The organism is Ruegeria sp. AA6 (assembly GCF_056542865.1).
On sequence record NZ_JBQGAN010000010.1, the window covers coordinates 100,981 to 126,324 of the forward strand.

The following is a 25,344-nucleotide window of genomic DNA, read 5'->3' on the forward strand; positions in this document are numbered from 1 at the left end:
AATCTGTTCACGTTGGTGTTGCCTATACGCAAGCAAGGGACTGGCCGCAATGCGACGCAGAACGCGCCCTTTGCGGCTGATTGCTGCGGTTTCAGCCGTTCAACGGGTCAGGCGCGATATTTCCGCCGCAGACCAGCACCGCGACGCGTTCCCCCGGCGCAGGCTGATACGCCCCCGAGGTCAAAGCCGCCAGGGCCGTCGCGCCAGCCGGTTCCACCAGAATTCGATGCGCCCGCCACAGACGTTGCTGTGTCTCGGCGATGGCGTCATCGGACACCAAAACCGCGGTCATCCCCTGCGCCAACCCAAAACAGATCGACCCGATCCGCCGCGCGCCCAGCGCGTTAGCCGCAATGCCCGAGACGGTGACATCCACCGGCTCACCCGCCTGCAAGGCCGCGTTCAACGCGCAGGAGGTTTCGGGTTCAACCGCCACGATCTTGCGCGTGCCCTGAAACCAGCCCAGCGCCCCGGCGATCAGGCCGCCGCCACCGACGGCAACTAGGATAGTGTCAGCTTGCAACCCCTGCGCCTCCCATTCGGCAAAGCAGGTGCCCTGCCCGGCCACGGTGGCAGGCGCATCATAGGCGTGGATCTGCATCGCGCCGGTTGCCTTTTCATGGTCCTGCGCCCCGGTCAGCGCGTTGGCATATTCACCTGACACCACACTCAGATCAGCACCCGTCTGTTCGATCAGGGCGATCTTGGACGGCCCCGCGATTTCTGGCACGAAGATTTTTGCCGGATACCCCAGCGCCCGTGCCGCGTAAGCCGCCGCAGCGCCATGATTGCCGCCGGACGCCGCCACGACACCCGCTTCGGGCACGTCCATGCTGAGCAATGTATTGAACGCCCCGCGCGCCTTGAAACTGCCGGTGTGTTGCAGATGCTCCAGCTTCATCTCGACCGGATAGCCCAGCACGTGGCTTTCCATCACCGGCGTCACCTGCGCATACCCGGCGATGCGGTCGGCGGCTGCTGAAATCTCACTCTTCCAATTCATTGTTGTTCTTCCGTGACTGGCGCTCTGCCCGCGAACCCTATAGCTGTTTGAGGAACACGCAAGCAGGGAACCATCATCCATGAGAGAAGACCGCCTCAGCCCTTTCCGCGACGCACAGACCGACCGCTCGACCGCGAGCGAGGTGCCGGACACACCGCAAACACGCTCACCCGCCTATCGCCTTGCCTTTGCCGATGACGATTTCCTGTGCCGAGATGAGCTGCGTCCAGTGCGCCTGCAACTGGAACTGCTGAAGCCCGAGATGATCATGACCGAGCGCGAGATCACCTCGACCATCGTCATGTTCGGCGGAGCGCGCATTCCTGAGCCGTCGCAGAAGCACACTGCACGAACGCAGACCTTGGCCAACTTGTCGGAGTACTATGACGAGGCGCGCGAGTTCGCCCGGCTGATGACCGAGAAATCGAATGAAACCGGCTGCCGTGAGAACGTCATCGTCACCGGCGGTGGCCCCGGCGTGATGGAGGCCGGGAACCGCGGCGCGCAGGACGCGGGCGGCTGTTCCATCGGATTGAACATCGTGCTTCCACACGAACAGGCGCCGAATGAATACGTGACGCCGGACCTCAGCTTCAACTTCCACTATTTTGCCATCCGTAAGATGCACTTTCTGATGCGCGCCCGCGCCATCACCATCTTCCCCGGCGGTTTTGGCACCATGGATGAGCTGTTCGAATCCCTCACCCTGATCCAGACCGGCCGGATGGAGCGTGTGCCCTTCCTGCTGTTCGGTCGCGCGTTCTGGGAAAAGGTCATCAACTGGGAGGCGCTGGCCGATGCGGGCACCATCTCGGACGAAGACCTCGACCTGTTCCGCTTTGTCGACACCGCGCAAGAGGCGGTCGATATCATCGAGAACTGGGAACCCGCCCCACCCCGCGACGAAATCCCGGGGCGCTGAGGGATGGCGCCGAAGACCGGAGAGATGCTGCATCTGCGCGGCAATACCCTGAACGCGGGCGAGCCAGTGGCGCTGCCGTTGACCCAAAGCAGCATGTTCCATCTTCCCGGCGCACCCGATGGCCTGCCCACTTATGGCCGGGTCGACAACCCCACATGGCAGCATCTGGAACACGTTCTGGCCCATCTGGAAGATGCGCCCTGCCTGACCTTCCCGTCGGGCATGGGGGCGATCTCGGCCGCGTTGTTTGCGACCGTGAAAGCCGGGTCGCGCCTATTGATCCCATCGGACGGTTACTACGTCACGCGGGTATTGGCCGACCGCTTTTTGTCCGGGCTGGGCGTTTCAGTCACCGAGCGTCCGACAACCACCTTTGCCGAGGGCGGATTTGACGGGTTCGATGTGGTCTTTGTCGAAAGCCCATCGAACCCCGGGCTGGACATGATGGACCTGCCCGCCATCGCCCAAGCCGTGCGTGCCGTCGGAGGGATAACGATTGCCGACAATACGACCATGACGCCTTTGGGTCAGCGGCCTCTGGATATGGGCATCGACATGGTGGTGGCATCGGATACCAAGGCCATGGGCGGACATTCGGACCTGCTGATGGGTCATGTTGCCAGTCGCAATGCGCAGATCATGGAGCGTGTCGAGGAATGGCGACGCGTGTCCGGCGCGATCCCCGGCCCCCATGAGGCTTGGTTGCTGCATCGCGGGCTGGAAACGCTGGACGTGCGTTTTGACCGCATGTGCAGCTCGGCTCAGGCGTTGGCCGAACGGATGGCCGACCATACGGCGGTGAAACTCATCCGCTATCCCGGCCTGCCCACAGATCCGTCGCACGCGCTGGCCAAGGCGCAGACCACACGGTTCGGGTTCCTTCTGTCGATCACGCTAGAGAGCGAAGAGAAAGCCGAGACCTTCATCAATGCCTGCCCGCTGCTGCGCCCCGCCACCTCCTTCGGCGGTGTCCACAGTTCAGCCGAGCGCCGCGCGCGGTGGGGCGACGATGTCGACCCCGCCTTCATTCGCCTGTCGGTCGGATGCGAACCCGTGGAAGAACTCTGGCAAGCCATCGACGCCAGCCTGAATGCGCTGTGATTACTTCTTAGGCTCGCGCAACTCGGGGAATACATAGATCGGCAAAACGATGCTGCCGATCAACGCGCCCAGCCAGACCAACAGCGTCGCAGCCAACAAGTTGGAAATCCCGCCCACAGTCAGCCCATTGGTGACCAAATCGGTGATCAGCAGGCCCACGAAGGTCACGATCAAGGCAATCCCGCCCTTTATTGCGGGCGCTCTTTTTTCACCCAGCTTCAGGATCAATGGCTCAGCGATCCACTGCACCAGTGTAAAGACGATCACCACCACAATGAACGAGATCGGCCGGATCGCAAATTCCGGCAGCAAAATCGCAGCCAGCAACAACCCTATGGCATTCCCGGCCAGCAGGGCCAGAATGGATTTGAGTCTGCGCGTCATGGGGGTCTCCGTCAAAACAATTCGAAACATGCATATGTTAACAGACCTATTGGGATTTGCGAGCGGTTTCAAAACCCTCTTCCTTTTGGGTCGTTGAAAACGCATGATAAAACCAACCTGTTCAGTCCGACCCGCGAGAGGTGAGATGAGCGACGATCCCTATTCCGCCCTTGGTGTCGCCAAAGACGCCAGCGACGCCGAGATCAAAAAGGCCTATCGGCGTATCGCCAAGGAATGCCACCCTGATCTGAAACCCGGTGACGCCGAGGCCGAAGCCAAATTCAAGGCCGCAGCCGCAGCCTATGACCTGCTGAAAGACCCCGAAAAGCGTGGGCAATACGACCGGGGTGAGATCGACGCCTCGGGTCAGGAACGCCCTCAGCAGCAGTATTACCGCGAATACTCCGAGGCCGCAGGAAACCCCTATCGCGGCCGTCAGGCAGACCCGGACGACATGTCGGATATATTTGCCGAGTTCATGCGGGGCCGTGGCGGATACGGTCAGCGCACCCATGAATTCCACGCGCCGGGGCATAATCGCGCCTACAACCTGCAGATCAGCTTTCTGGATGCGGTGTTCGGCGCCAGCCAGAAACTGACTCTGCCCGATGGCGATCGGATCGAAGTGAAAATCCCCGCCGGTATCACCGACGGTCAGACCATCCGTCTGCGCGGCAAAGGTGATCCGGGCTTTGGTGACGGGCCACCGGGCGACGCGCTGGTCACAGTCTCGGTCGCGAAACACCCGGTCTTTGACCGTCAGGGCGACGACATCCACATTACCCTGCCGATCACCATCGATGAGGCCATTCTGGGCGGCAAGGTGCCCGCCCCCACCATCGACGGTGGCGTCAATGTCAGCGTTCCGGCAGGCACCAGCAGCGGCAAGACCCTGCGTCTGCGGGGCAAAGGGGTAAAGAAACGCGGCTCAACCGAGCGCGGGGATCAGCTGATCGAGCTGACCGTGACGATGCCAGACCAGATCGACGAAGACCTGAAGCAATTCATGGAAACATGGCGCGAGAACCACAGCTATGATCCGCGGAAAGGAATGCCGTCATGACCCGCACCCTGACCGAAGAGCAGCTGATCGCAACCGTCACCCGCCTGACCTCGACCAGGTTAACAGAATATCTGGCCGCCGAGATCGTTATTCCCGAACAAACCGAACAGGGCCTCGTCTATCAAAGCCTCGACGTGGCGCGCCTGGAACTGGCCTGTGAGTTGCACGATCAGTACGAGATGGAGCCCGATGCACTGTCGATGATGATCTCTCTGATCGACCAGATGCACGGGTTACGCGCAGAACTACGCGAAGTTCTAAATGCCGTGGACGCACAACCCGAACCGATCCGCCAGACTCTGATCGAAGTGATCGGCACCGCGCGACTCAAGAGAGGGTAGTCAATTGTTGGCGATGTATTCCTCGGGCACGAAGAAGGTATAGTCCCGATCCGCGACTGCTTCGTGGCACTCGTGGCAATAGGCGACCGCCGACGCACGAAACCCCGTCGTATCGCCAAACAGAGACCCGTCCGGCAACACCATGATGTACCGCCAGTCGGCCGTTTCCGGGCTGGCACCTTCGGGCAATTTTTCCATCACGAACAAGGCTCCGGGATGGATGTTGCCTTCGTCGGTGACGGTGACGCTGTCCTTGGCCAGAACCGAGCCCACGGGCAGCTTTTCACCCTCTTGCATGGTGCCGTAGTTATGCGCCATGCGATTGGCATAGCTGTTTACGAACCGCTGACCGTGAGTGGCCGAGATATAGGGTGCATCATTGAACAATGGCCAATTCTGATAGTTCATCAACAAATCCAGCTTTGCGGCGTCGTAGCCTCGCGCCATGCGCCGCTGCAAAGAATTGTAGATCTGCAACGCTTCTTCCTTCGACAGATCCGCCGGGTTTTCGATGGCGATATGCGCGTCTTCGCCGGTAGATTGGGCAACGGCGTCTGCGGCAAAAACACCGCAAATCAACAGTGCTGCCGGAACAATCAAAAAAGCACGTGTGAATTGTAAAATCATAAAAATGGCCCACCTGGTTCATAAGGTTCGCCTGAACGCCGCACGTCATACTTGGAAAATGATAGCGGCCCTGAACAAACGCGCCACAGCCGACCGACGGTTTTCACCGCTTTGTGCGCAAGAGTGAGATGCGCGTTCCAGCCCCAGCATGCGAAATATAACAAATTTCGAATGCAAAAAACAGCGGCCCGGAAATTAAATTATTGACGTCGAACCGGACACAATCTGCTTGTCAGCCTTGCAGCCCGGCCTCGGCCTCAATCTGCTTGCGGGATTTGCGCGCGCGTTCGGTCGCCGATTTCAACTGACCGCAGGCTGCCATGATGTCCTCGCCGCGTGTTTTGCGGATCGGTGAAGCATAGCCGGCCTGATAGATGATATTGGCAAAAGCCCGGATACGGTTGTTCGAGCTGCGCTTATACGGCGCGCCGGGCCATTCGTTGAACGGGATCAGGTTGATCTTGGCAGGGATGTTGTGACGCTTGATGTGGTCGATCAGGCGATGCGCATCCTCGTCGCTGTCATTGACACCATCCAGCATCACGTACTCGAACGTGATCCGCTCCGAGTTCGACGCTTTGGGGTAGCTGGCCAGAGCCTGCAACAGCTCTTCGATGTTCCAGCGCTTGTTGATTGGCACCAGCACATCGCGGGTTTCGTCAGTGGTCGCATGGAAGGAAATCGCCAGTAAGCAGCCGATTTCCTCGGCCGTGCGCGCGATTTCAGGCACCACGCCCGAGGTCGACAGAGTGATCCGGCGGCGCGACAGGGAAATTCCTTCGGGGTCCATGGCGATCTTCATCGCGTCGCGGACGTTGTCGAAATTATAAAGCGGTTCACCCATGCCCATCAGAACGATGTTGGACAGCAAGCGGGTTTCGTCCTTGGGCGCACCTGGGACCGGCCATTCTTCAAGATCATCGCGCGCCATCATCACCTGCCCGACAATCTCGGCTGCCGTCAGGTTGCGCACCAGCTTCTGCGTGCCCGTGTGACAGAAAGAACAGGTCAGGGTGCAGCCCACTTGAGACGAGATACACAGCGTGCCGCGATCCTCTTCGGGGATATATACCACCTCAACCTCATGGCCACCCGCGATGCGACACAGGTATTTACGGGTGCCGTCCTCGGAAACCTGACGGGTCACAACCTCGGGGATTTCGATCACGAAATTCTCGGCCAATTGCGCGCGGTAGGCCTTCGCCAGATTGGTCATCTCACCAAAGTCGCGCGCGCCCCATTGGTAAATCCACTGCCAGATTTGCCCAGTGCGCATTTTAGCCTGCTTTTCAGGCGTGCCGTTTTCGATCAGCACTGCCCGCAGCTGGTCCCGTGTCAGGCCGACAAGGTTAATCTTCCCCTCGGGCAATTTGCGGGGGATGGTCATGACGTCTTGAGTGATCGGCGCTTTGGGCGACATGTGGCTATCTCAACGGATTCTGGCTTGGGATGCGCCTCTATATAGGATCGCGCGCAAAGATCAAAAGAAATCGTCGCGCTTAATTTGCATAGCGCAGCAATTCGTCCACGCGCGCACGCCCCAGATCGACACGGCAGGCGGTGATGGCGATGCCGGTTCCTGATCCTCCACCGTACGAGGCGCCAATGGCCTCGCATTGTGCGTCCCGGTATCCGGTCCATGCGTCTTGTGAGGCTTCCAACGCGGGTTGGGCGACGACGCGTTCCGTTACATCATCCAACTCTTTGGCAGCCTGCATGGCGAAACCATAACTGGCCTCCAGGGCCAGATTGACCCTCTCTTCCATTTCTCCGACACATGATCCGATCTCGACCTGTGAACTCGCATCTGAACATTCCAATGTCGGATCGGCGAACGCAGGTGATGAAACCAGTAAAACCATTAGCACGTGGCGCATTGTCTGCTCCTACAAAAGACGCTTCCTATGCGCCCAACGTAGCACGTGTTTGACCAGCGTCCCGTTTTGGTTCGGCCACAGGGCAACCCGCTGCGACCGAACCCTTTTCACCAGTCTTGAAAAAAACGGACGTTTCAAACGCCCGGAGGCAGGATGTTACAATCTGCAGCATCCAAAGTTTTGACGGGATCTTCCGGACCACACTGCTCGCCAGAGACAGGATATGTATCGCTGCCCTTTTCGCATGCACTCAGCAATGCGGCAGCCATAATCATCAACACGGCAAGAGATTTGTTCAGCATTTGCAAGCTCCTTCCCAGCTCTGAACTGATTAGTTCAGAAATGTCAGTGACTCGCTTTGATGCCGATCAAATTTGCGGACAGACGTGGCGTAAAGACCTTTGGTATTTCGAAACAAAAACCCCGCCAAAAGACGGGGTTTAGCATGCCTGCGGATTCGGATCAGTTGGTGCAGCGCGTCTCGGCGTCTTCGATCGCTGCGGTGAAGCCCAGCAGCGAGAAAGTATCCTTGGTCTGCGTGCCACGCTCAGAGCGCGCAGTCAGCACAGCCTCGGTCCCGCGTTTCATGGCCGCGACCACTTTCAAGTCCTCGCCTTCGGTTGCGGGCCAGGCCCATTCGCCTTCAGTGATCAGTTCGAACTCGGTTCCGTCAATCTCAAGGTTGACGGTAGAGCCAGCGGCAAAGGGATAACCGCCGGTAAAGGTCACCTGACCTTTGACTTCGGCATTGGGTCGATAGAACACAAACAGCAGGATGTCGCTGCGGCGCACCGAAACCACCCGACCGCCGCGCGTGTTGACGGTTTCCTTAGGGGCAGACACGCTCCAGCATTCGGTGGGATCATCCTCGACGAATACGCTCCAATCGGTCTTAGCCGCCACGCGGTTGGTGCTTGTCGCCTGCTGAGCGGTTGCAGTTGTGGCCATCCCCGCCACGCACAGGCCCGCAATCACACGGACGAGTTTCGATCCCATTTGTCCAGCCTCCTAGCTCGACCTAAAACCTCATACCCATCGGAAATGCCTGCGGACCTTGCCGGTTCGTCTGTAAGTTGCGTATTCCGATGATTGTCGACATACACACACTAACGCAGGTTTCGCCACAGGCGAAAGGGCGATTGGCAGAATTTTGCGCATATTAAGGAGGGGCCAGATGACGCAGCCGGTACCAATGACAGAACTGTGGCGAGGTCCCCTGTTGGAAAGCCTGCATCTGGGCCACGCAGTGATCTGTGATGACAGCGGCCAGATCGTGCAAAGCTGGGGTGATCCGCATGCGGTGATCTATCCGCGATCCTCGGCCAAGATGATTCAGGGGCTGCCGCTGATTACTTCCGGTGCCGCCGCAAAATATGGACTCAATAGCGAACATCTGGCGCTGGCCTGCGCCTCACATAACGGCGCGCATATCCATACGGACCGGGTGTCGGCGTGGTTGGACCATCTGGGCCTGAGCGAGCATGATCTGCGTTGCGGCCCGCAAGAACCCGACGACATGGCGGCGCGGGACGGTTTGATCCTAGCCGACGACACGCCTTGTCAGATTCACAACAATTGCTCGGGCAAGCATTGCGGGTTCCTGACCGTGGCGCAGCATATGGGCGCAGGCCCGGAATATCTGGAAATCGACCACCCGGTCCAACAGGCTTGCCTGTCAGCGATCGAAGAAACCACGGGCGAGACCAGCCCGGCCTATGGCATCGACGGCTGTTCGGCGCCGAACTTTGCAACTTCGTTGACGGGGCTGGCGCGATCGATGGCGTGGTTTGCCTCGGCCGCTGACCGGTCGGATCGGGCCAGCGATGCGGCGGCACAGTTGACCGCCGCAATGATAAAGCACCCCGAGCTCGTCGCGGGCGAGAACCGCGCCTGCACGGAGCTGATGCGCGCCATGAGCGGCCGCGCCGCGATCAAGACCGGGGCCGAAGCCGTTTTCGTCGCCATCATCCCGGAAAAGCGCATGGGCGTGGCACTGAAGATAACCGACGGCACGACCCGCGCCAGCGAATGCGCCATCGCCGCCATTCTGGTGCATCTGGGCGTGCTGGAGGCCGATCACTCGGCCACCCGCAAATTCATGAACGCCATTCAATACAGCCGCCGAGGGTTTGAATGCGGCGTGATCCGCCCAGCGCCGAGGTTCCCCGGCTAAGGGTCACATTTCTATCGGATGTACCTCGGCCACTTCGACCGAGCCAGAACCGTTGACAACCATGGGGCAGCCCTTGGCCATCTCGGTCGCGGCATCAATGCTGTCAGCCTTGACGACTGTAAAGCCAGAGGCCGGGTTGGCGCCGCCATTGTCAACGACGCCACCGGAACTGACTGTATAGGACTGGCCCACCGGGTTGCCGGGGATGTCGAGCGCGTCGCCCATGTTTTGAAACCACGCGCCCCAGGCTGCCATGGTCGCTTCGATTTCGGCGGGATCGGTTGGGGTATGACCGCCGTGATAGACAAACAAAAATTGAGGCATTTCTCTTCCTCCCTGATAAATTCCTTAAAACTGAGCTTCAAGCTTGCGCAGTGACGAGGTCCAGCCGGAATTGTGGTTGGCCGCGATCTCATCATCGCCCAGCTCGCGGTGATCCAGTATCAGGCGCGCGCCGTCGCCAGCCGGCTCAACGGTCAGCGTCACGTGGCTTTCCGCGCCGCGCTGATCCTGATCGTCATGCCAGCCCCAGGTGAAACCAACCGAGTTGGGCGGATCGACATGCGTAACCTGCCCCGAGACCTTATATTGCTGGCCCTCGGCGTTCTGCATGACCGAATACCACGGCCCGAGGCGCGAGAAATCCAGATCATGCTCGGGCACATGCATTCCCTCTGGCCCCCACCACTGCAGCAGCTTGGCGCCATCGCTGATCCAGGAAAACAGGTTTTCTGGTGTGGTGGGGAACTCACGTTCCAGTTTCAGGTCGGCCATGAATTCTCCCCTTCAATCAAATCGTTCAAACGGTCGAGGCTGGTTTCCCAGAATTGCCGTTTCGAAATGGTCCACTCGGCAATTGCCCGCAGCCCATCGGGTTGGATGGAATACATCCGCTGGCTGCCCTGCACCCGCTGCTGCACCAATCCGGCCTCGCGCAGCACCTTCAAATGGCGCGAGATTGCGGCGCCGGACATGCCGCGCCCCTCGATCAGGTCACCGGCGGGCAGTTCACCATCTCGCATCAACTGCTCAACGATCGAGAACCGGGTTACGTCAGACAGGGCCGAAAAAGTGGTCAGAAGCGTGTTCATGACTCTTCATTTAACATTTTTGCTAAATGAAGAAAAGGCCCGACTACCGTTTCGCAAAATCTTCCTCGTCATACGGTCATCAGCCTTTTGCGGTTGCTTTCCAGACATCTGAACGCCAAGGTCGCCGCGCTTAAAGTATATAGGATCAAAAATGGCTAACGTCCGTTTTCTTCTGTCCACCGGCCGCACATCTACACAAAATATCGCGTCCATTCTGCAAAAATCGCTGCCCGAAACAGTTGTTGAGCATGAACCTCTTGGTCCCGACTATTTTTCCCGGCACGTTTTCCGTCGTCCCCGTAGTTTTTTTGGAGCATTAGGAAAGCACGTTCCGATTCAACGAAAGCTGATTGCCATCGAGGACTTGCTGGCAGACGGGACATCATACATTGACGTGGGGTGGACCTGCTATGCATGGCTACCCTACTTCGCGACCCGGTTCGAAAGCGAACTCAGCTTCGCACACTTGCTTCGAAATCCTTTTGAAACTGCTACCTCGCATGCCACGCATGGAATTTTTGATCCCAGCGTTCCACGCGGTCGAAGAACAGAAAGAATTGCCGTTATTCATCCAGATGACCCAACCGTGTACTTCAAAAAGGTCGCACAAAACGCAGCAAAGTTCTCTCCCTTTGAGAAGAACCTTTTCAATTGGCTTGAAATCAATCAGTTCGCATTTGAACAGCATGAACGGAACGGGTTCATCGGGCTGTACCGGTTCGAAGACCTTTACAATCCTGAAGACCCAAAACTATCGGCTTTCTTAACGGACTTTGCCGGAACGGCGACCTATAACGTGACATCGAAACCCGTCGATCAGTCACAAAGGACTCTCTCGACGGAAATTGACTCGGTGGACCAGCAACTATTGGATGCAGTCTTCGATCTGGCCATCAAGCTTGGCTATTCGGAAGAAGAGCTCAACCGGTACTGGAACGCAGGCGCATTGCAAAAAAAATATTCCGTCAGAAGGCGTTAGAGGCCGAAAACCTTTTGGGGGTATATCGCCTCAGAAGTGACCCTTCTTATTCTGCAAATTCATCCCTGGAATATCCTTGTAGATAAAGCAGCGCGGTTAGGTCTCCGAAATTGACCCTTACGGTGCTTTGCGCCGCAACTGACGGCTTGGCGTGCAATGCCACCCCGGTTCCAGCCCGGCCCAACATGCCCAGATCATTTGCCCCGTCGCCAACGGCGATCACATCCGCCTCGGACAATCCCAACCGCTGTGTAATCTGCTCCAGCGCGTCCACTTTGGCCTGCTTGCCCAGAATCGGGCGCAGTACATCGCCTGTCAATTTGCCATTCTCGGTCAGCAGTGTGTTGGCGCGGTTTTCGTCAAAACCCAGCTCTTCCGCCACTTTGGAAGTAAATGCCGTGAACCCCCCCGAGACCAGTGCCGCGTACCCTTCATGCCTGCGCATGGTCGAGACAAGTTCTTTACCCCCCGGCATCAAGGTAATACGTTCCTCGAGCACCTTGTAAATCACCGCCTCTTCCAAGTCTTTCATTAGGCCAACGCGTTCGATCAGCGCGCCTTCGAAGTCCAGTTCGCCATTCATGGCGCGCGCGGTGATGTCTTTGACCCGGTCGCCGACGCCCGCCTCATCGGCCAGCTCGTCAATACATTCCTGCTGGATCATGGTGCTGTCCATATCGGCCAACAGCATTTTCTTTCGCCGTCCTTCGCCAGGCTGGACAATTAGGTCCACGCCAATCTGCTGCAGGTCTGCCCAAACATCCCAAAGGTTGCCCGGCATCTCGGCCAGCGAAAACTCTACTGCCTCATCCGGGCTGAGCCACGCGATCTCGCCACCCCCCCATGCGTTCCGCAAAGACTCGACCAACGAAAGTTCCAGCGTCGGCGCGTTGGGGTTGGTCAACAGGGTGGCAACGTACATCTTGGATCTCCGGCAAGCTCACCTGCGCATATCGCAGGTGCAGCATTTTCGCCAGAGACAGTTTCGACCTACCCTAAAATACCCGGCAGCCGCAGCCCGTGTTCGCGCGCGCAATCCTTCGCGATGTCATACCCCGCATCTGCATGCCGCCACACACCCGAGGCCGGATCGTTCCATAAAACGCGCTCCAGCCGTCGGGCGGCATCGTCAGTGCCATCGGCACAGATCACAACGCCTGCGTGCTGACTAAAGCCCATGCCAACCCCACCGCCGTGATGCAGCGACACCCAGGTCGCCCCGCTGGCTGTGTTGATCAATGCATTCAGTAACGGCCAGTCACTGACAGCATCTGACCCGTCCAGCATTGCTTCGGTCTCGCGGTTGGGGCTGGCGACCGAGCCGCTGTCCAGATGGTCCCGACCGATGACAACGGGCGCTTTCAACTCGCCACTGGCGACCATCTCGTTGAAGGCCAGCCCAGCACGGTGGCGGTCGCCCAAACCAATCCAGCAGATGCGGGCGGGCAGGCCCTGAAACGCGATCCGGTCTTGTGCCATATCCAGCCACCGGTGCAGGTGCTCGTTCTCGGGGAACAGTTCCTTCATTTTGGCGTCGGTTTTGTAGATATCCTCGGGGTCGCCTGACAGGGCGCACCAGCGGAACGGGCCGATCCCTTTGCAGAACAGCGGGCGGATATAGGCAGGCACAAAACCAGGGAAGGCAAAGGCATTTTCCAAGCCTTCATCCTGCGCCACTTGGCGGATGTTGTTGCCGTAGTCCAGCGTCGGCACACCCGCGTTCCAGAAATCGACCATCGCAGCCACGTGCTGCTTCATCGAGGCCCGTGCGGCCTTTTCCACCGCTTTGGGGTCTGTTTCCCGCTTTTCGCGCCACTGCGCCATCGACCAGCCCAAGGGCAGATAGCCGTTGATCGGGTCATGGGCACTGGTCTGGTCGGTGACGATATCCGGGCGCATCCCGCCCTCGGCCATACGGCGGTAAATCTCGGGGAAAACCTCGGCCGCATTGCCCAGCAGGCCCACTGATTTCGCCTCGCCCGCCTTGGTCCAGCGGTCGATCATCTCCAGCGCTTCGTCCAGCGTTTCGGCCTTTTCGTCAAGGTATTTGGTACGCAAACGGAAATCGATGCTGTCCGGGTTACACTCGACCGCCAGACAGCTGGCCCCGGCGAAGACAGCCGCCAATGGCTGCGCGCCGCCCATGCCGCCTAGCCCGCCGGTCAGAATCCACTTGCCGGTCAAATCGCCGTCATAGTGCTGACGCCCGGCCTCGGCAAAGGTCTCATAGGTGCCCTGCACGATACCCTGCGTGCCGATGTAAATCCACGAGCCGGCCGTCATCTGGCCGTACATCATCAGACCCTTCTTATCGAGCTCGTTAAAGTGATCCCAGGTTGCCCAATGGGGTACGAGGTTTGAATTGGCGATCAAAACGCGCGGCGCATCCTTATGCGTTCGTATGATCGCCACCGGCTTGCCAGACTGGACGATCAGGGTCTCATCCTCTTCCAAATCCTTCAAACCAGCGACAATAGTGTCGAAATCCTTCCACGTGCGCGCCGCACGTCCAATGCCGCCATAGACCACCAGCTCATGCGGGTTCTCTGCCACGTCTGGGTGCAGGTTGTTCATCAGCATCCGCAACGGCGCTTCGGTCACCCAGCTTTTGGCATTCAGCTCAGGTCCGGTCGGCGGGTAGATATCGCGGGTGTTCTTGCGAGGGTCGTTCATGGCGTAAGCTCCAATGCAGTGTCTTGGATGGCAACCAGAATATCGCGCAACCAACGGCGCAGGCGGTTGGCCTTGGCATGGTCATAGGTCCATGGGGCGGCTTCGGTGGTCAGATAGGTGGACTGGGCCAGCTCCATCTGTATGGCGTGAACGCCCTCACTCGGGCATCCATAGTGACGGGTCGTCCAGCCGCCACGGAACCGCCCGTTCAAAACGGTGCTGTAGGGCGAAGAAGCCGCAAACTCATGTGTAATAGACTCGATATCTGGCGCGCAGGTTTCGCCGCCATCTGTACCGATGTTCATGTCGGGCAGGGTACCATCGAACAGAAACGGGATACGGCTGCGGATCGAGTGGCAATCGAACAGAACCGCCACACCATGACGGTCGCGCACACGCTGGACCTCTTCCGAAAGCGCGGCGTGATACGGTTTGTGGTAGGTCAGGCGCCGGTGTTCAATTTCATCTGCGGATGGTGTTTGGCCGTCGACCCAGATCGAGTGACCATCGAAATCGGTCAAGGGCACCAGAGTCGTGGTGTTCTGCCCGGGATACAGCGACACGCCTTTCGGGTCGCGATTGGCGTCGATCACATAGCGGTGGATATGGGACTGAACCACTGTTGCATTGCCCAAAAGCCCCTCATAGAGCCTGTTTATATGCCAATCGGTATCCGCCAGCGCCCGCCCGGTGTCATTGAGTCGCGCCAGGATGTCATCCGGCACAAAGGTTCCACCATGGGGTTGCCCCAACACGATAGGACCGTCTCCGCGCTTTACGCTGACCACCTGCATCACGTCAGCTCCGGCATCGAAGTACCCACAGCGCGCAGGATTGTAGCGTCGGCCACCAATTTCTTTGCTGTCTCAAGTTCTGGTGCCAGATAGCGATCCTCGGCCAGCGGCGGAATATCCAACCGCAACCGTGCGATGACCTGCTGCAACGGGTGACTGGTGGTCAGCGGTGCGCGAAATTCAACCCCTTGCGCGGCGCACATCAGTTCGACGCCCAGAATGTAGTTCAGGTTCTCGACCATACGCGTCAGACGTCGCGCACCGTGCGCAGCCATCGAGACGTGATCCTCCTGATTGGCCGATGTCGGGGTGCTGTCCGTCACACATGGGTTTGCGAGATGCTTGTTCTCGCTCATGAGCGCGGCGGTGGTGACCTCGGCAATCATCAGGCCCGAATTTAGTCCTGGATCGGGGGTCAGGAATGGCGGCAGATCAAAGCTGAGTGCTGGATCCACCATCAAAGCGATACGGCGCTGCGCGATTGCACCGACCTCGGACAGGGCCAGAGCGATCATATCTGCGGCAAATCCCACGGGTTCGGCATGGAAGTTCCCGCCCGACACAATCCCGTCCTCAAGAACCAAAGGGTTATCTGTCGCGGCGTTGGCCTCGATCTCAAGCGTGGCGGCCGCCTGCCGCATCACATCCATGGCCGCGCCAGTGACCTGTGGCTGGCAGCGGATGCAGTACGGGTCTTGAACGCGGGTGTCGCCTTCACGATGACTTTCCCGAATTTCCGACCCGGCCAATACGGCGCGCATGGTACTGGCGACTTCGGTCTGGCCGCGATGGCCGCGCAAGGTATGAATTTCGGGTCGCAGGGGTGCCGTGGACCCCATGATTGCATCAGTCGACAGGGCCGAGATCACCAGCGCGCTTTGTGCCGCGCGCCAGGCTTCGAACAGACCTGCCAGAGCGAACGCGGTTGAAAACTGTGTGCCGTTGATAAAGGCCAGCCCTTCCTTTGGGCCGAGTTGAACAGGCTCTAACCCGACCGATTTTAGCGCCAGTGCGCCGGGCAGGACTTCCCCGTTCACTTCGGCCTCTCCCGCGCCGATGACCACCGCGGTCATATGGGCAAGTGGCGCAAGATCGCCAGACGCACCAACAGACCCCTGTGCCGGGATCACGGGCGTCACCCCGCGTTCAAGCATCTGCTGCAGTAGTTCGATCAGCTCCCACCGCACGCCCGAAGCACCGCGGCCGAACGACAACAGCTTGAGCGTCATCATCAAACGGGCCAGCCGCCGCGGCACGGCCGGTCCAACACCACAACAATGGCTGAGGATCAGATTGCGCTGCAGCGTTGAGGTATCCTCGGGCGCAATCTTGTGGCTCGCCAGTTTGCCGAAGCCGGTGTTGACGCCATAAACCGGGGCTGCGCCCTGCGCAGCGGTTTGGATGCGTTGGGCAGCTGCCTCGACCGCTAATCTGCAAGTGGGGTCCAGCGCGACCGCCGATTGATCCCAATAAATTTCAGCCAACTGAGACAGGGAAACCTGACCGGGTTGCAAAGTCAAAGACGTCATTCCACCCCTCCGAAAAGACGGGCGTGCAAGGGGTTGAACCCGACGCGATAGGAAAGCTCGGCCGGATGCGCGACGTTCCAGATCGCCAGATCGGCTCGTTGCCCCGGCGCGATGGTCCCTGCATGCCCAATTCCCAACGCCCGCGCTGCGTTGCGGGTCACCCCGGCCAGAGCCTCTTCGGGTGTCATACGAAAAAGGGTGCAGCCCATGTTCATCGTCAGCAACAGCGATGTCAGCGGCGAAGAGCCCGGATTGCAATCCGTCGCCAGCGCCATCGGCATTTTGTGCTGGCGCAGCAAATCAACAGGCGGCACCTGTGTTTCACGCAGCGTATAGAATGCACCCGGCAGCAACACAGCGGTCGTCCCAGCCTCGGCCATAGCTGACACACCATCTGCGTCCAGATACTCGATATGATCCGCCGACATGGCCCCGTACGAGGCCGCAAGCCGCGCACCACCAAGGTTTGACAACTGCTCGGCATGCAGTTTCACCGGCAGGCCCAATTCCTGCGCCACGTCGAAAACCTGTGCAATCTGGGCAGGGGTAAATGCAATCCCTTCGCAGAACCCGTCCACTGCGTCTATCAGACCCTGTTCATGGGCCGCGCGCAGGGTCGGGATGCAGACCTCACGGATATAGTCATCTGGTCGGGATGCGAACTCGGGCGGCACCGCATGCGCGCCGAGAAAACTGGTTTTTACAGTGACAGGGCGAGCATCGCCGATCCGACGCGCCACGCGCAACATCTTCAGCTCAGTCTCATGATCCAGACCATAGCCGGATTTGACTTCGAGGGTGCAAACGCCTTCGGCAATCAAAGCATCCACTCGGGTCAGCGCATCGGCCAGTAACGCCTCTTCGCTGGCTAATCGCGTGGCGTTGACCGTAGACAGAATTCCGCCACCGGCGCGTGCAATCTCCTCGTACGAGGCGCCGTTCAGACGCATTTCGAACTCGGTGGCGCGGTTACCACCGAATACCACATGGGTATGTGCGTCGATGAGGCCCGGAGTGATCAGACGATCGCCAAAATCCTGAACCTGACAATCAGCAAATTCGGATGGCAGATCCTGCTGGGACCCAGACCAGACAATTACCGTCCCTTCCAAGGCGATCGCTGCATCCTGGCACAACCCATAGGGCGCACCCCCATCGGCCATCGTGGCCATTCTAGCGCTGGTAAGGACCGTTTTTCTGGTCATGGCGATTCTTTTTGGCTCCCCTCTTGTTTGATTTTTACGTATATGTGAAAAACAATAAAGTCTACACATTATGAGAACCAGATGCCAATACATGCCAAAACAGCCTTATTAGGCTTTAGCTGGGTCCATGATGTTCGCGTCGATGTCGTGCACGGGTGCATCACTAAGGTTCAGACAAACGCGCCAGCCTCACCTGAGGACACGCAGGTGGATGTTCTCTTGCCTGCACTGGGGAATCTTCACAGCCATGCCTTTCAACGGGCAATGGCAGGCATGACCGAAACCCGCCTGGCCGGGCGCGAAAGCTTCTGGACATGGCGCAACCTGATGTATCGCTTTCTGGATCGTCTGACGCCCGAACAGATCGAAGCCATCGCCGCACTGGTTTTCATGGAGATGCAGGAGGCCGGTTACGCTGCGGTTGGTGAGTTCCACTATGTCCATCATCAACCCGGCGGCGGCCCTTACGATCACCTCTCAGAGCTTAGTCAGCGGATTTTTGGCGCAGCTCAGCAGACGGGCATTGGTCTGACCCACCTGCCGGTGCTCTATACCTATGGTGGCGTCGCGCAGGAGGAGCTGTCAGGCGGTCAGTTAAGGTTCGGCAATGACGTGGACCGGTTCCTGAAACTGGCTGAGGACTGTCGTACGTTTCTTCCGGACAAAGACTCTAAATTGGGGATTGCGCCTCATTCTCTGCGCGCAACGTCTGCTGCCGATCTGTCCAGGGTCCTTCAGGCCACTCCAGACGGCCCGGTCCATATTCACATCGCTGAACAACTAAAGGAAGTCGCCGACGTAGAAACGGTGCTGGGACAACGCCCCGTGGCCTGGTTGCTGGACAATGTCGAGGTCGATGCAAGATGGTGCCTGATCCATGCCACTCATATGACAGACGCCGAAACCCGCGCTTTGGCCCGGTCCGGGGCAGTCGCCGGGCTGTGTCCCATCACCGAAGCCAATCTGGGCGATGGCATATTCAATGGTGCAACTTACATCGCCGAAAACGGGCGGTTTGGCGTTGGTTCAGATTCTAATATCAGGATTTCTTTGCCCGAGGAGCTCCGGACACTGGAATACTCACAACGCTTGCGCGACCACCAGCGCGCGGTTCTGGTCAATGGTGAAGGCTCGGTCGGTCACGCGATTTATACCGGGGCAGCGCTGGGTGGCGCACAGGCTCTTGGCCGGAATGCTGGCGAGATCGCCAAAGGCAAACTGGCCGATCTGGTCGCCATCGACCGAAACCACCCAACGCTCTGCGCCCTTACCGATAGTCAATTGCTGGACGGGCTTTGTTTTGCCGCCCCTGATGGCCTTGTCACTGATCTGTGGTCTGCGGGACGTCATGTGGTGAAACAGGGCCGCCACGTGGCGCGCGACCAAATCATTCCTGCCTACAGATCCGCGATTGCGGGCCTGTTGGCCTCGGTCTAAGGGTACGCGCACCATGCCCCAATCCAATGAAACCACAAGCTACAAAGACATCAAGAAAACCGTTCTGACACGGATTCGGTCGGGCGAATGGCAGCCTGACTCTCTGCTGCCCAACGAACAGGAACTTGCGGTCGAGTTCTCTTGCACCCGAACCACAGTGAACCGGGCGCTGCGGGAACTCGCGGATGAAGGGTACCTGGAACGACGCCGCAAAGCCGGAACGCGGGTCTTAAGCGCACCACAGCGGCAGGCCCGCTTCACCATCCCAATGGTTCGGGACGAGGTTGAAGCATTGGGCGGAACCTATCGCTATGCGCTGGTGTCTTCCGCCCCGGATACTGCGCCCGAATGGCTCAGCGCGCGTTTGGGCCTGACGCCAAAGCAAGATATTGTACATGTGCGATGCATGCATTTCAATGGCAACACGCCGTTTCAGTACGAAGACCGCTGGATCGTCACGGCCTCGGTCCCGCAAGTTGAGCAGGCGGACTTCTCGGAAATAGGTCCGAACGAATGGCTGATTCAAACCGTCCCCTTCACCAATGTCGAACTTAGTTTTCTGGCCAGTCGCGCCGACGCGACAGTCGCGGGGTTTCTGGACGTGCCGGAAGGTGAGCCGGTGTTCACCGGCGAACGGATCACTTGGCTACAGGGACAACCGGTGACCTTTGCCAAAATGTTCTTTGCCGCAGGTTATCGTATGACCACGCAGTTTTAAGATCGCTTTCAATTTCTGTGCCTGAGGTCTTTACCGTCCACCCTTTCCGTTACAAATTTAGCCCATACTGAGCAGGCGCAGAGGATAAACGATATGGGCAACCCGCTTTATGACCGGCTGTTTGGCATCCATGCGGGCAAGCACACGCCATTCCTGCATCTGCCGGACGGGCAGAGTCTGACCCACGCAGCGTTTCTGGACATGGCCGCGCAGATCGCCAACGCCCTGACCGGGTACGAGTTGGAACCCGGCGAGCGCGTGGCCGTTCAGGTTGAAAAGTCGCCCGAGGCATTGGCGCTCTATGCCGCTTGCGCGCAGACCGGACTGATCTTTCTGCCGTTGAACACCGGTTACACCACGGCCGAACTGCAATACTTCATCGAAAACAGCGGCGCCAAACTGGTTGTCTGTGACGATGCCAAGGCCAAGGGGCTTGCCCCCATCGCCGCCACCCAAAACGCCCGGTTGGAGACGCTGAACGCCGACGGCTCGGGCAGCCTGATGCGCCGATCGATGGGGATGCTACCCGCGTTCGAACCCGTCAAACGCACCGAGGATGATCTGGCTGCGTTCCTTTACACATCGGGCACCACAGGGCGGTCGAAGGGGGCGATGCTGACGCAGGCCAACCTGCTGTCGAATGCCGAAATGCTGGTACAGGAATGGCGGTTTACCCGCGACGACGTGTTGTTGCACGCGCTGCCGATCTTTCACACCCACGGGTTGTTCGTGGCGACGAATGTGGTGTTGTCGGCAGGCGGGTCGATGATCTTTCTGCCAAAATTCGATCTGGACGACATGCTGCGCCTGATGCCGCAGGCCACGTCAATGATGGGTGTGCCGACCTTCTACACCCGCTTGTTGGCGGATGGGCGCTTTACCGGCGATCTGGCCCGGCATATGCGGCTGTTCATCTCGGGCTCGGCCCCATTGCTGGCCGAAACCCATGAGCGTTTTGAGGAACGCACCGGCCACCGTATTCTCGAACGCTACGGCATGACCGAAACCAGTATGAACACCTCGAACCCTTATGACGGCGAGCGCCGGGCGGGGACTGTTGGCTTTCCGCTGCCGGATGTGGACCTGAAGGTGACTGATCCCGACACTGGCGAACCCCTGCCGCAGGGCGAGATCGGCATGATCGAGGTGCGCGGCCCGAATGTCTTCGAAGGCTATTGGCAGATGCCCGAGAAAACCGCCGCCGAACTGCGGCCAGACGGGTTCTTCATCACAGGCGATCTGGGCCGGGTGGATGAGGACGGCTATGTCCACATCGTTGGGCGCGGCAAAGACCTGATCATTTCGGGCGGCTACAACATCTATCCCAAAGAGATCGAGCTGGTGCTGGACGACCAGCCCGGCGTTTTGGAAAGCGCCGTGATCGGCGTACCCCATCCAGATTTTGGTGAGACCGTTCTGGGCATTCTGGTGCCAGAGCCGGGAAAGACACCGGACCCAGACGCCATATTGTCTAACGTGCAGGACGCGCTGGCCCGGTTCAAACATCCCCGTAAACTGATCGTACTGGACGAATTGCCTCGCAACACGATGGGCAAGGTGCAGAAAAACGTTCTGCGCGAGAACTACAAGGACATGTTCACTAAGGGCTAGGGGTCAGCGACACCCGCCCGGTCCTAGTCAGCAGCCAGCATTCCCGACCTTCGAACACAACCGGAACCAGTGGGCGGTCCATTCCTGCGCCTCCGTCCAGATTGACACGGTTCCCACGATGTTCGGCCTGCGGTGCGGGTGTATGGCCATGAACTACAAGCCAGGGGTGCGGACGGGGATCGTCCAGAAACTCTTGCCGTATCCAGATCAGGTCCTCTTCTGTCTGATCAGCAAGTGGTACGCCGGGACAGATGCCGGCATGCGCAAACAGCAGGTCGCTTTCAAGATGGTGCGTCAGCAACCCGTTCAGAAATGCGGTGTGCTCTGGCGGGACCAATTCCCGCGCGCGTTCAAGAATCTTGTAAATCCGCTCGTCCGGCAAAAAGTCGATGCCGTATGAGGCCAGAGTTTCAGTGCCGCCCAGACGTTCGTGCAACCAGTGCTCGCCTACCCTGAGCTTGGCCTCGGCGGTCGATCCGTCCCGCATGAACCGGGCGAACATGCGGTCATGATTGCCTAGTAAAAATATCCAATTCCGCCCCGCCTGCTGCGCAGCAACCAAAAGGTCCAGAACCGCGCGACTGTCTGGCCCTCGATCCACGTAGTCACCTACGAATACGATCCTCGCATCCCGCCCTCCATCTTGTTCGATCAGGCGCAGTGCATGTTCCAGCATTTCCAGCTGACCGTGGATATCGCCGACGGCGTAGATGGGAAAAGCCATGAATATCCTCAAGAAAAACAGACACCCTGCTTGTGACGCGATTTGCAGGGTTGAAAAAGAAAATACCCGCGCTTTTAAAGGCGCGGGTATGAGTTGTCTCAGTTTTTCAACACCGATTAGGCGACGTCGAATTCCAGCGGCTTGATCTGGGTGAACAGACCGGTTTCGGCCAGCTTGGCGCGCGCCTCCGCCGGGACCGGCTCGTCGACATACAGCAGCGCGATGGCCTCGCCGCCCGCTTCCGAGCGTCCAAGGGTAAAGTTCGCGATGTTGACGTTGTTGTCGCCCATGGTCTGACCCAGCGCACCAATGATGCCGGGAACATCTTCGTTGGTGGTATAGAGCATATGCGCCCCGACCTCGGCATCAATGTTGATACCCTTGATCTGGATAAAGCGCGGCTTGCCATCGCTGAACACCGTACCCCCGATGGAACGCTCGCGCTTTTCGGTCACCACAGTCACCTTAATATAGCCTTCGAACGCACCTGACTTGTCCTGATTGGTAGTCGAAATCTGAATCCCCCGCTCTTTGGCCACCACTGGGGCAGAAACCATGTTCACCTCGGGGTTGAACTTTTTCATGATCCCCGCGACTACGGCGCAGTTCAGGGCCGCCAGGTTCATTTGGGCCGCAACACCATCATAGAGGATATTGATCGCCTTGACCGGTTCATCCGTCATCTGGCCGATGAAGCTGCCCAGATGCCCGGCCAGCTTGATCCACGGACCCATGACTTTGGCCTCTTCGGCCGTGACGCTGGGCATGTTCAACGCGTTTTCAACGGCACCGGTCAGCAGGTAATTCGAGATCTGCTCGGCCACTTGCAGCGCCACGTTCTCCTGCGCTTCGGTGGTCGCCGCGCCAAGGTGAGGCGTACAGACCACGTTGGGCAGGTTGAACAGGGCGTTTTCCTTAGCCGGTTCTTCGCTGAACACGTCAAAGGCCGCTCCGGCGACATGGCCCGATTGCAGCGCCTCTGCCAGCGCGTCTTCATCGACCAGACCGCCACGGGCACAGTTGATGACGCGCACACCCGGTTTGGTCTTTGCCAGATTCTCGCGGCTCAGGATGTTGCGGGTCTGATCGGTCAGCGGCACGTGCAGAGTGATAAAGTCAGCGCGTGTCAGCAACTCATCGAGTTCGACCTTTTCCACACCCATCTTGGCGGCTTTCTCTTCGCCCAGATAGGGGTCATAGGCGACGACCTTCATCTTCAGGCCCAGCGCACGTTCGCAGACGATGCCACCGATATTGCCCGCCCCGATCACTCCGAGGGTCTTGTTGGTCAGCTCGATCCCCATGAACTTGGACTTTTCCCACTTGCCAGCATGGGTCGAGGTGCTGGCCTCGGCGATTTGCCGCGCCACGGCGAACATCATCGCAATCGCATGTTCGGCAGTTGTGATCATGTTGCCGAACGGCGTGTTCATCACGATCACGCCCTTCTTGGACGCGGCATCCTTGTCGATATTGTCGGTGCCGATCCCGGCGCGGCCGATCACTTTTAGCTTGTCGGCCTTCTCCAGAATGGTCGGCGTGACCTTGGTGGCCGACCGGATGGCAAGGCCATCATACTGACCGATCACCTCGGCCAGCTTGTCCTTGTCCTTGCCCAGATCGGGCATGAAATCCACGTCAATGCCGCGATCGCGGAAAATCTGCACGGCGGTTTCGCTGAGCTTGTCAGATACGAGTACTTTGGGGGCCATATTCTCTGGTCCTTGAATTATATGGAAGGTCCGGGCCTATGTCGCGGCCCGGTGAATAGGTCAGGCGGCTTCGGTTTGCGCCGCAATCTCGGCCTCAAAGGCCCAAGTGAGCCAAGGCAGCATCGCCTCGATATCCGAGGTTTCAACCGTGCCGCCGCACCAGATGCGCAGACCCGCAGGCGCGTCGCGATAGGCGCCGATGTCCAAAGCGATGTTCTCGGCTTCCAACCGCTTTGCCACAGCCTTGGCGAAAGTGGCCCCGTCCTGAATGCGGGCATCGGTGAATTTCAGGCAGACCGAGGTGTTCGATTGCGTCGCCGCATCCTCGGCCAGATTGGCGATCCAGTCATTCTGGTCACAGAACGCATGCACCGCGCCTGCGTTGGCGTCCGCACGAGCGATCAGCCCTTGCAGGCCACCAACCGAGCGCGCCCAGTCCAGCGCAAACAGGTAATCTTCGACCGCCAGCATCGAGGGCGTGTTGATTGTGGCCCCGGTAAAGATACCGTCGATCAGCTTGCCACCTTTGGTCAGGCGGAAAATCTTCGGCAGCGGCCATGCGGGGGTGTAGCTTTCCAGCCGCTCGACTGCGCGAGGGCTGAGGATCAGCATACCGTGGGCAGCTTCACCACCCAGCACTTTCTGCCAGCTGAAGGTGGTTACATCCAGCTTGTCCCAGGGCAGGTCCATCGCAAAAGCCGCCGAGGTCGCGTCGCAGATCGTCAGACCCTGACGGCCATCGGCGATCCAATCGCCATTGGGAACCCGCACGCCCGAGGTCGTACCGTTCCACGTAAACACAACATCATTGGCGAAATCGACCGACGCCAGATCCACGATCTGTCCGTAGTCCGCAGTCTTTACCTCGGCGTCGATCTTCAACTGTTTGACCACATCGGTCACCCAGCCGGACCCAAAGCTTTCCCAGGCCAGCATCTCGACCTTGCGTTCGCCCAACAGCGACCACAACGCCATCTCGACCGCGCCGGTGTCCGAAGCAGGAACGATGCCGATTTTGTAATCTGCCGGAATGCCCAGAACCTCGCGCGTGCCTTCGATGGCCGCTTTCAGCTTATCCTTGCCAATAGCGGCACGGTGCGACCGGCCCAGCGCAGCATCGGCCAGTTTGGTCAGATCGAATGTGGGGGGTTTCGCGCAGGGACCCGAAGAAAAACGCGGATTCGCCGGCCGCGTGACCGGTTGTTCGATAGTCATGTGTATTACCCTTCCAGATACACGCCCCTCGTTGGGGAGGGGTGTCCCACGGACAGAGCTATGGTGCGCGTGCAGCATCAGCAAGCAGAAAAGACACTTTGATTCCGAAAAACGACATCTCAAGCCGTGCCATTCGCGGTCACAAGTTTCCGATAGGCGAAAGAT

General features: G+C 58.9%; 27 protein-coding genes. 9 read left to right on the forward strand and 18 right to left on the reverse strand.

Annotation, left to right across the window (positions count from 1 at the left end):
* Positions 1-91: 91 nt before the first annotated feature.
* On the reverse strand, positions 92-1,003 hold the full coding sequence (locus ACR0LN_RS13560; RefSeq protein WP_480430309.1) for a threonine/serine dehydratase: 912 nt from the start codon (positions 1,001-1,003) through the stop codon (positions 92-94).
* Positions 1,004-1,082: 79 nt separating this feature from the next.
* Between ACR0LN_RS13560 and ACR0LN_RS13565 the strand changes: the two genes are divergently transcribed.
* Positions 1,083-1,925 (forward strand): LOG family protein, encoded by an 843-nt coding sequence (locus ACR0LN_RS13565; protein ID WP_480430311.1) that lies wholly within the window; start codon positions 1,083-1,085, stop codon positions 1,923-1,925.
* Positions 1,926-1,928: 3 nt separating this feature from the next.
* Positions 1,929-3,026: a cystathionine gamma-lyase gene (locus tag ACR0LN_RS13570; protein WP_480430312.1), complete on the forward strand. Its 1,098-nt coding sequence runs from the start codon at positions 1,929-1,931 to the stop codon at positions 3,024-3,026.
* Here ACR0LN_RS13570 and ACR0LN_RS13575 read toward each other — a convergent pair whose 3' ends face one another.
* Entirely contained in the window at positions 3,027-3,410 is a 384-nt protein-coding gene (locus tag ACR0LN_RS13575; protein ID WP_480430314.1) for a hypothetical protein, read from the reverse strand.
* 145 nt (positions 3,411-3,555) lie between these two features.
* Between ACR0LN_RS13575 and ACR0LN_RS13580 the strand changes: the two genes are divergently transcribed.
* Both ACR0LN_RS13580 and ACR0LN_RS13585 read left to right on the forward strand, forming a co-directional pair.
* On the forward strand, positions 3,556-4,473 hold the full coding sequence (locus ACR0LN_RS13580; RefSeq protein WP_480430316.1) for a DnaJ C-terminal domain-containing protein: 918 nt from the start codon (positions 3,556-3,558) through the stop codon (positions 4,471-4,473).
* Positions 4,470-4,814 (forward strand): hypothetical protein, encoded by a 345-nt coding sequence (locus ACR0LN_RS13585; protein WP_480430317.1) that lies wholly within the window; start codon positions 4,470-4,472, stop codon positions 4,812-4,814. The genes ACR0LN_RS13580 and ACR0LN_RS13585 overlap by 4 nt, the downstream gene beginning before the upstream one ends.
* Here the strand turns inward: ACR0LN_RS13585 and ACR0LN_RS13590 are convergent, their stop codons facing one another.
* The 5 genes from ACR0LN_RS13590 to ACR0LN_RS13610 form a co-directional block, all read right to left on the reverse strand.
* Positions 4,815-5,441, reverse strand: coding sequence for a cytochrome P460 family protein (locus ACR0LN_RS13590; RefSeq protein WP_480430319.1), 627 nt, complete (start codon positions 5,439-5,441; stop codon positions 4,815-4,817).
* 232 nt (positions 5,442-5,673) lie between these two features.
* Positions 5,674-6,861, reverse strand: coding sequence for a dual-specificity RNA methyltransferase RlmN (gene rlmN, locus ACR0LN_RS13595; protein ID WP_480430321.1), 1,188 nt, complete (start codon positions 6,859-6,861; stop codon positions 5,674-5,676).
* A 79-nt stretch (positions 6,862-6,940) separates the two neighbouring features.
* The gene (locus ACR0LN_RS13600) at positions 6,941-7,318 is read right to left on the reverse strand and encodes a lysozyme inhibitor LprI family protein (protein WP_480430323.1); all 378 of its coding nucleotides are present in this window, start codon (positions 7,316-7,318) and stop codon (positions 6,941-6,943) included.
* A gap of 134 nt (positions 7,319-7,452) precedes the next feature.
* The gene (locus ACR0LN_RS13605; RefSeq protein ID WP_480430325.1) at positions 7,453-7,620 is read right to left on the reverse strand and encodes a hypothetical protein; all 168 of its coding nucleotides are present in this window, start codon (positions 7,618-7,620) and stop codon (positions 7,453-7,455) included.
* A gap of 160 nt (positions 7,621-7,780) precedes the next feature.
* A complete protein-coding gene (locus tag ACR0LN_RS13610) occupies positions 7,781-8,314 on the reverse strand; it encodes an invasion associated locus B family protein (RefSeq protein ID WP_480430326.1) in 534 nt (177 codons plus the stop codon).
* A 178-nt stretch (positions 8,315-8,492) separates the two neighbouring features.
* Between ACR0LN_RS13610 and ACR0LN_RS13615 the strand changes: the two genes are divergently transcribed.
* Positions 8,493-9,491, forward strand: coding sequence for an asparaginase (locus ACR0LN_RS13615; RefSeq protein WP_480430328.1), 999 nt, complete (start codon positions 8,493-8,495; stop codon positions 9,489-9,491).
* Between the two features lie 3 nt (positions 9,492-9,494).
* Here ACR0LN_RS13615 and ACR0LN_RS13620 read toward each other — a convergent pair whose 3' ends face one another.
* The 3 genes from ACR0LN_RS13620 to ACR0LN_RS13630 are packed head-to-tail and all read right to left on the reverse strand — an operon-like array spanning position 9,495 to position 10,582.
* On the reverse strand, positions 9,495-9,815 hold the full coding sequence (locus tag ACR0LN_RS13620) for a YciI family protein (protein WP_480430329.1): 321 nt from the start codon (positions 9,813-9,815) through the stop codon (positions 9,495-9,497).
* Positions 9,816-9,839: 24 nt separating this feature from the next.
* Positions 9,840-10,265, reverse strand: a complete 426-nt coding sequence (locus ACR0LN_RS13625; protein WP_480430331.1) for an SRPBCC family protein — start codon at positions 10,263-10,265, stop codon at positions 9,840-9,842.
* Entirely contained in the window at positions 10,253-10,582 is a 330-nt protein-coding gene (locus ACR0LN_RS13630) for an ArsR/SmtB family transcription factor (RefSeq protein WP_480430332.1), read from the reverse strand. The genes ACR0LN_RS13625 and ACR0LN_RS13630 overlap by 13 nt, the downstream gene beginning before the upstream one ends.
* A 151-nt stretch (positions 10,583-10,733) precedes the next feature.
* Between ACR0LN_RS13630 and ACR0LN_RS13635 the strand changes: the two genes are divergently transcribed.
* Positions 10,734-11,561: a hypothetical protein gene (locus tag ACR0LN_RS13635; protein ID WP_480430334.1), complete on the forward strand. Its 828-nt coding sequence runs from the start codon at positions 10,734-10,736 to the stop codon at positions 11,559-11,561.
* Between the two features lie 46 nt (positions 11,562-11,607).
* Here the strand turns inward: ACR0LN_RS13635 and serB are convergent, their stop codons facing one another.
* The 5 genes from serB to hutI all read right to left on the reverse strand — a co-directional run bounded on the left by serB (position 11,608) and on the right by hutI (position 17,762).
* Entirely contained in the window at positions 11,608-12,483 is an 876-nt protein-coding gene (gene serB / locus ACR0LN_RS13640; RefSeq protein ID WP_480430336.1) for a phosphoserine phosphatase SerB, read from the reverse strand.
* 68 nt (positions 12,484-12,551) lie between these two features.
* Entirely contained in the window at positions 12,552-14,234 is a 1,683-nt protein-coding gene (gene hutU, locus ACR0LN_RS13645; protein ID WP_480430337.1) for a urocanate hydratase, read from the reverse strand.
* Positions 14,231-15,028 (reverse strand): N-formylglutamate deformylase, encoded by a 798-nt coding sequence (gene hutG, locus ACR0LN_RS13650; RefSeq protein WP_480430338.1) that lies wholly within the window; start codon positions 15,026-15,028, stop codon positions 14,231-14,233. Before hutG ends, hutU begins: the two co-directional genes overlap by 4 nt.
* Positions 15,028-16,557: a histidine ammonia-lyase gene (hutH, locus tag ACR0LN_RS13655; RefSeq protein ID WP_480430340.1), complete on the reverse strand. Its 1,530-nt coding sequence runs from the start codon at positions 16,555-16,557 to the stop codon at positions 15,028-15,030. The genes hutG and hutH overlap by 1 nt, the downstream gene beginning before the upstream one ends.
* A complete protein-coding gene (gene hutI, locus ACR0LN_RS13660; protein WP_480430341.1) occupies positions 16,554-17,762 on the reverse strand; it encodes an imidazolonepropionase in 1,209 nt (402 codons plus the stop codon). The genes hutH and hutI overlap by 4 nt, the downstream gene beginning before the upstream one ends.
* Positions 17,763-17,843: 81 nt before the next feature.
* Between hutI and ACR0LN_RS13665 the strand changes: the two genes are divergently transcribed.
* The 3 genes from ACR0LN_RS13665 to ACR0LN_RS13675 all read left to right on the forward strand — a co-directional run bounded on the left by ACR0LN_RS13665 (position 17,844) and on the right by ACR0LN_RS13675 (position 21,528).
* Positions 17,844-19,199 carry a formimidoylglutamate deiminase gene (locus ACR0LN_RS13665; protein ID WP_480430342.1) on the forward strand — a complete coding sequence of 452 codons (1,356 nt, stop codon included), beginning with the start codon at positions 17,844-17,846 and terminating at the stop codon, positions 19,197-19,199.
* Between the two features lie 13 nt (positions 19,200-19,212).
* Positions 19,213-19,917, forward strand: a complete 705-nt coding sequence (locus tag ACR0LN_RS13670; RefSeq protein ID WP_480430343.1) for a GntR family transcriptional regulator — start codon at positions 19,213-19,215, stop codon at positions 19,915-19,917.
* Positions 19,918-20,010: 93 nt separating this feature from the next.
* A complete protein-coding gene (locus ACR0LN_RS13675; protein WP_480430344.1) occupies positions 20,011-21,528 on the forward strand; it encodes a malonate--CoA ligase in 1,518 nt (505 codons plus the stop codon).
* On the opposite strand, the gene ACR0LN_RS13680 is transcribed toward ACR0LN_RS13675, so the two are convergent.
* From ACR0LN_RS13680 to ACR0LN_RS13690, 3 genes are all read right to left on the reverse strand, one after another.
* Entirely contained in the window at positions 21,518-22,252 is a 735-nt protein-coding gene (locus ACR0LN_RS13680) for a metallophosphoesterase family protein (protein WP_480430345.1), read from the reverse strand. The genes ACR0LN_RS13675 and ACR0LN_RS13680 overlap by 11 nt on opposite strands.
* 116 nt (positions 22,253-22,368) lie before the next feature.
* A complete protein-coding gene (gene serA / locus ACR0LN_RS13685) occupies positions 22,369-23,964 on the reverse strand; it encodes a phosphoglycerate dehydrogenase (protein WP_480430347.1) in 1,596 nt (531 codons plus the stop codon).
* Positions 23,965-24,024: 60 nt separating this feature from the next.
* Positions 24,025-25,179, reverse strand: a complete 1,155-nt coding sequence (locus tag ACR0LN_RS13690) for a phosphoserine transaminase (RefSeq protein ID WP_480430348.1) — start codon at positions 25,177-25,179, stop codon at positions 24,025-24,027.
* Positions 25,180-25,344: the final 165 nt, after the last annotated feature.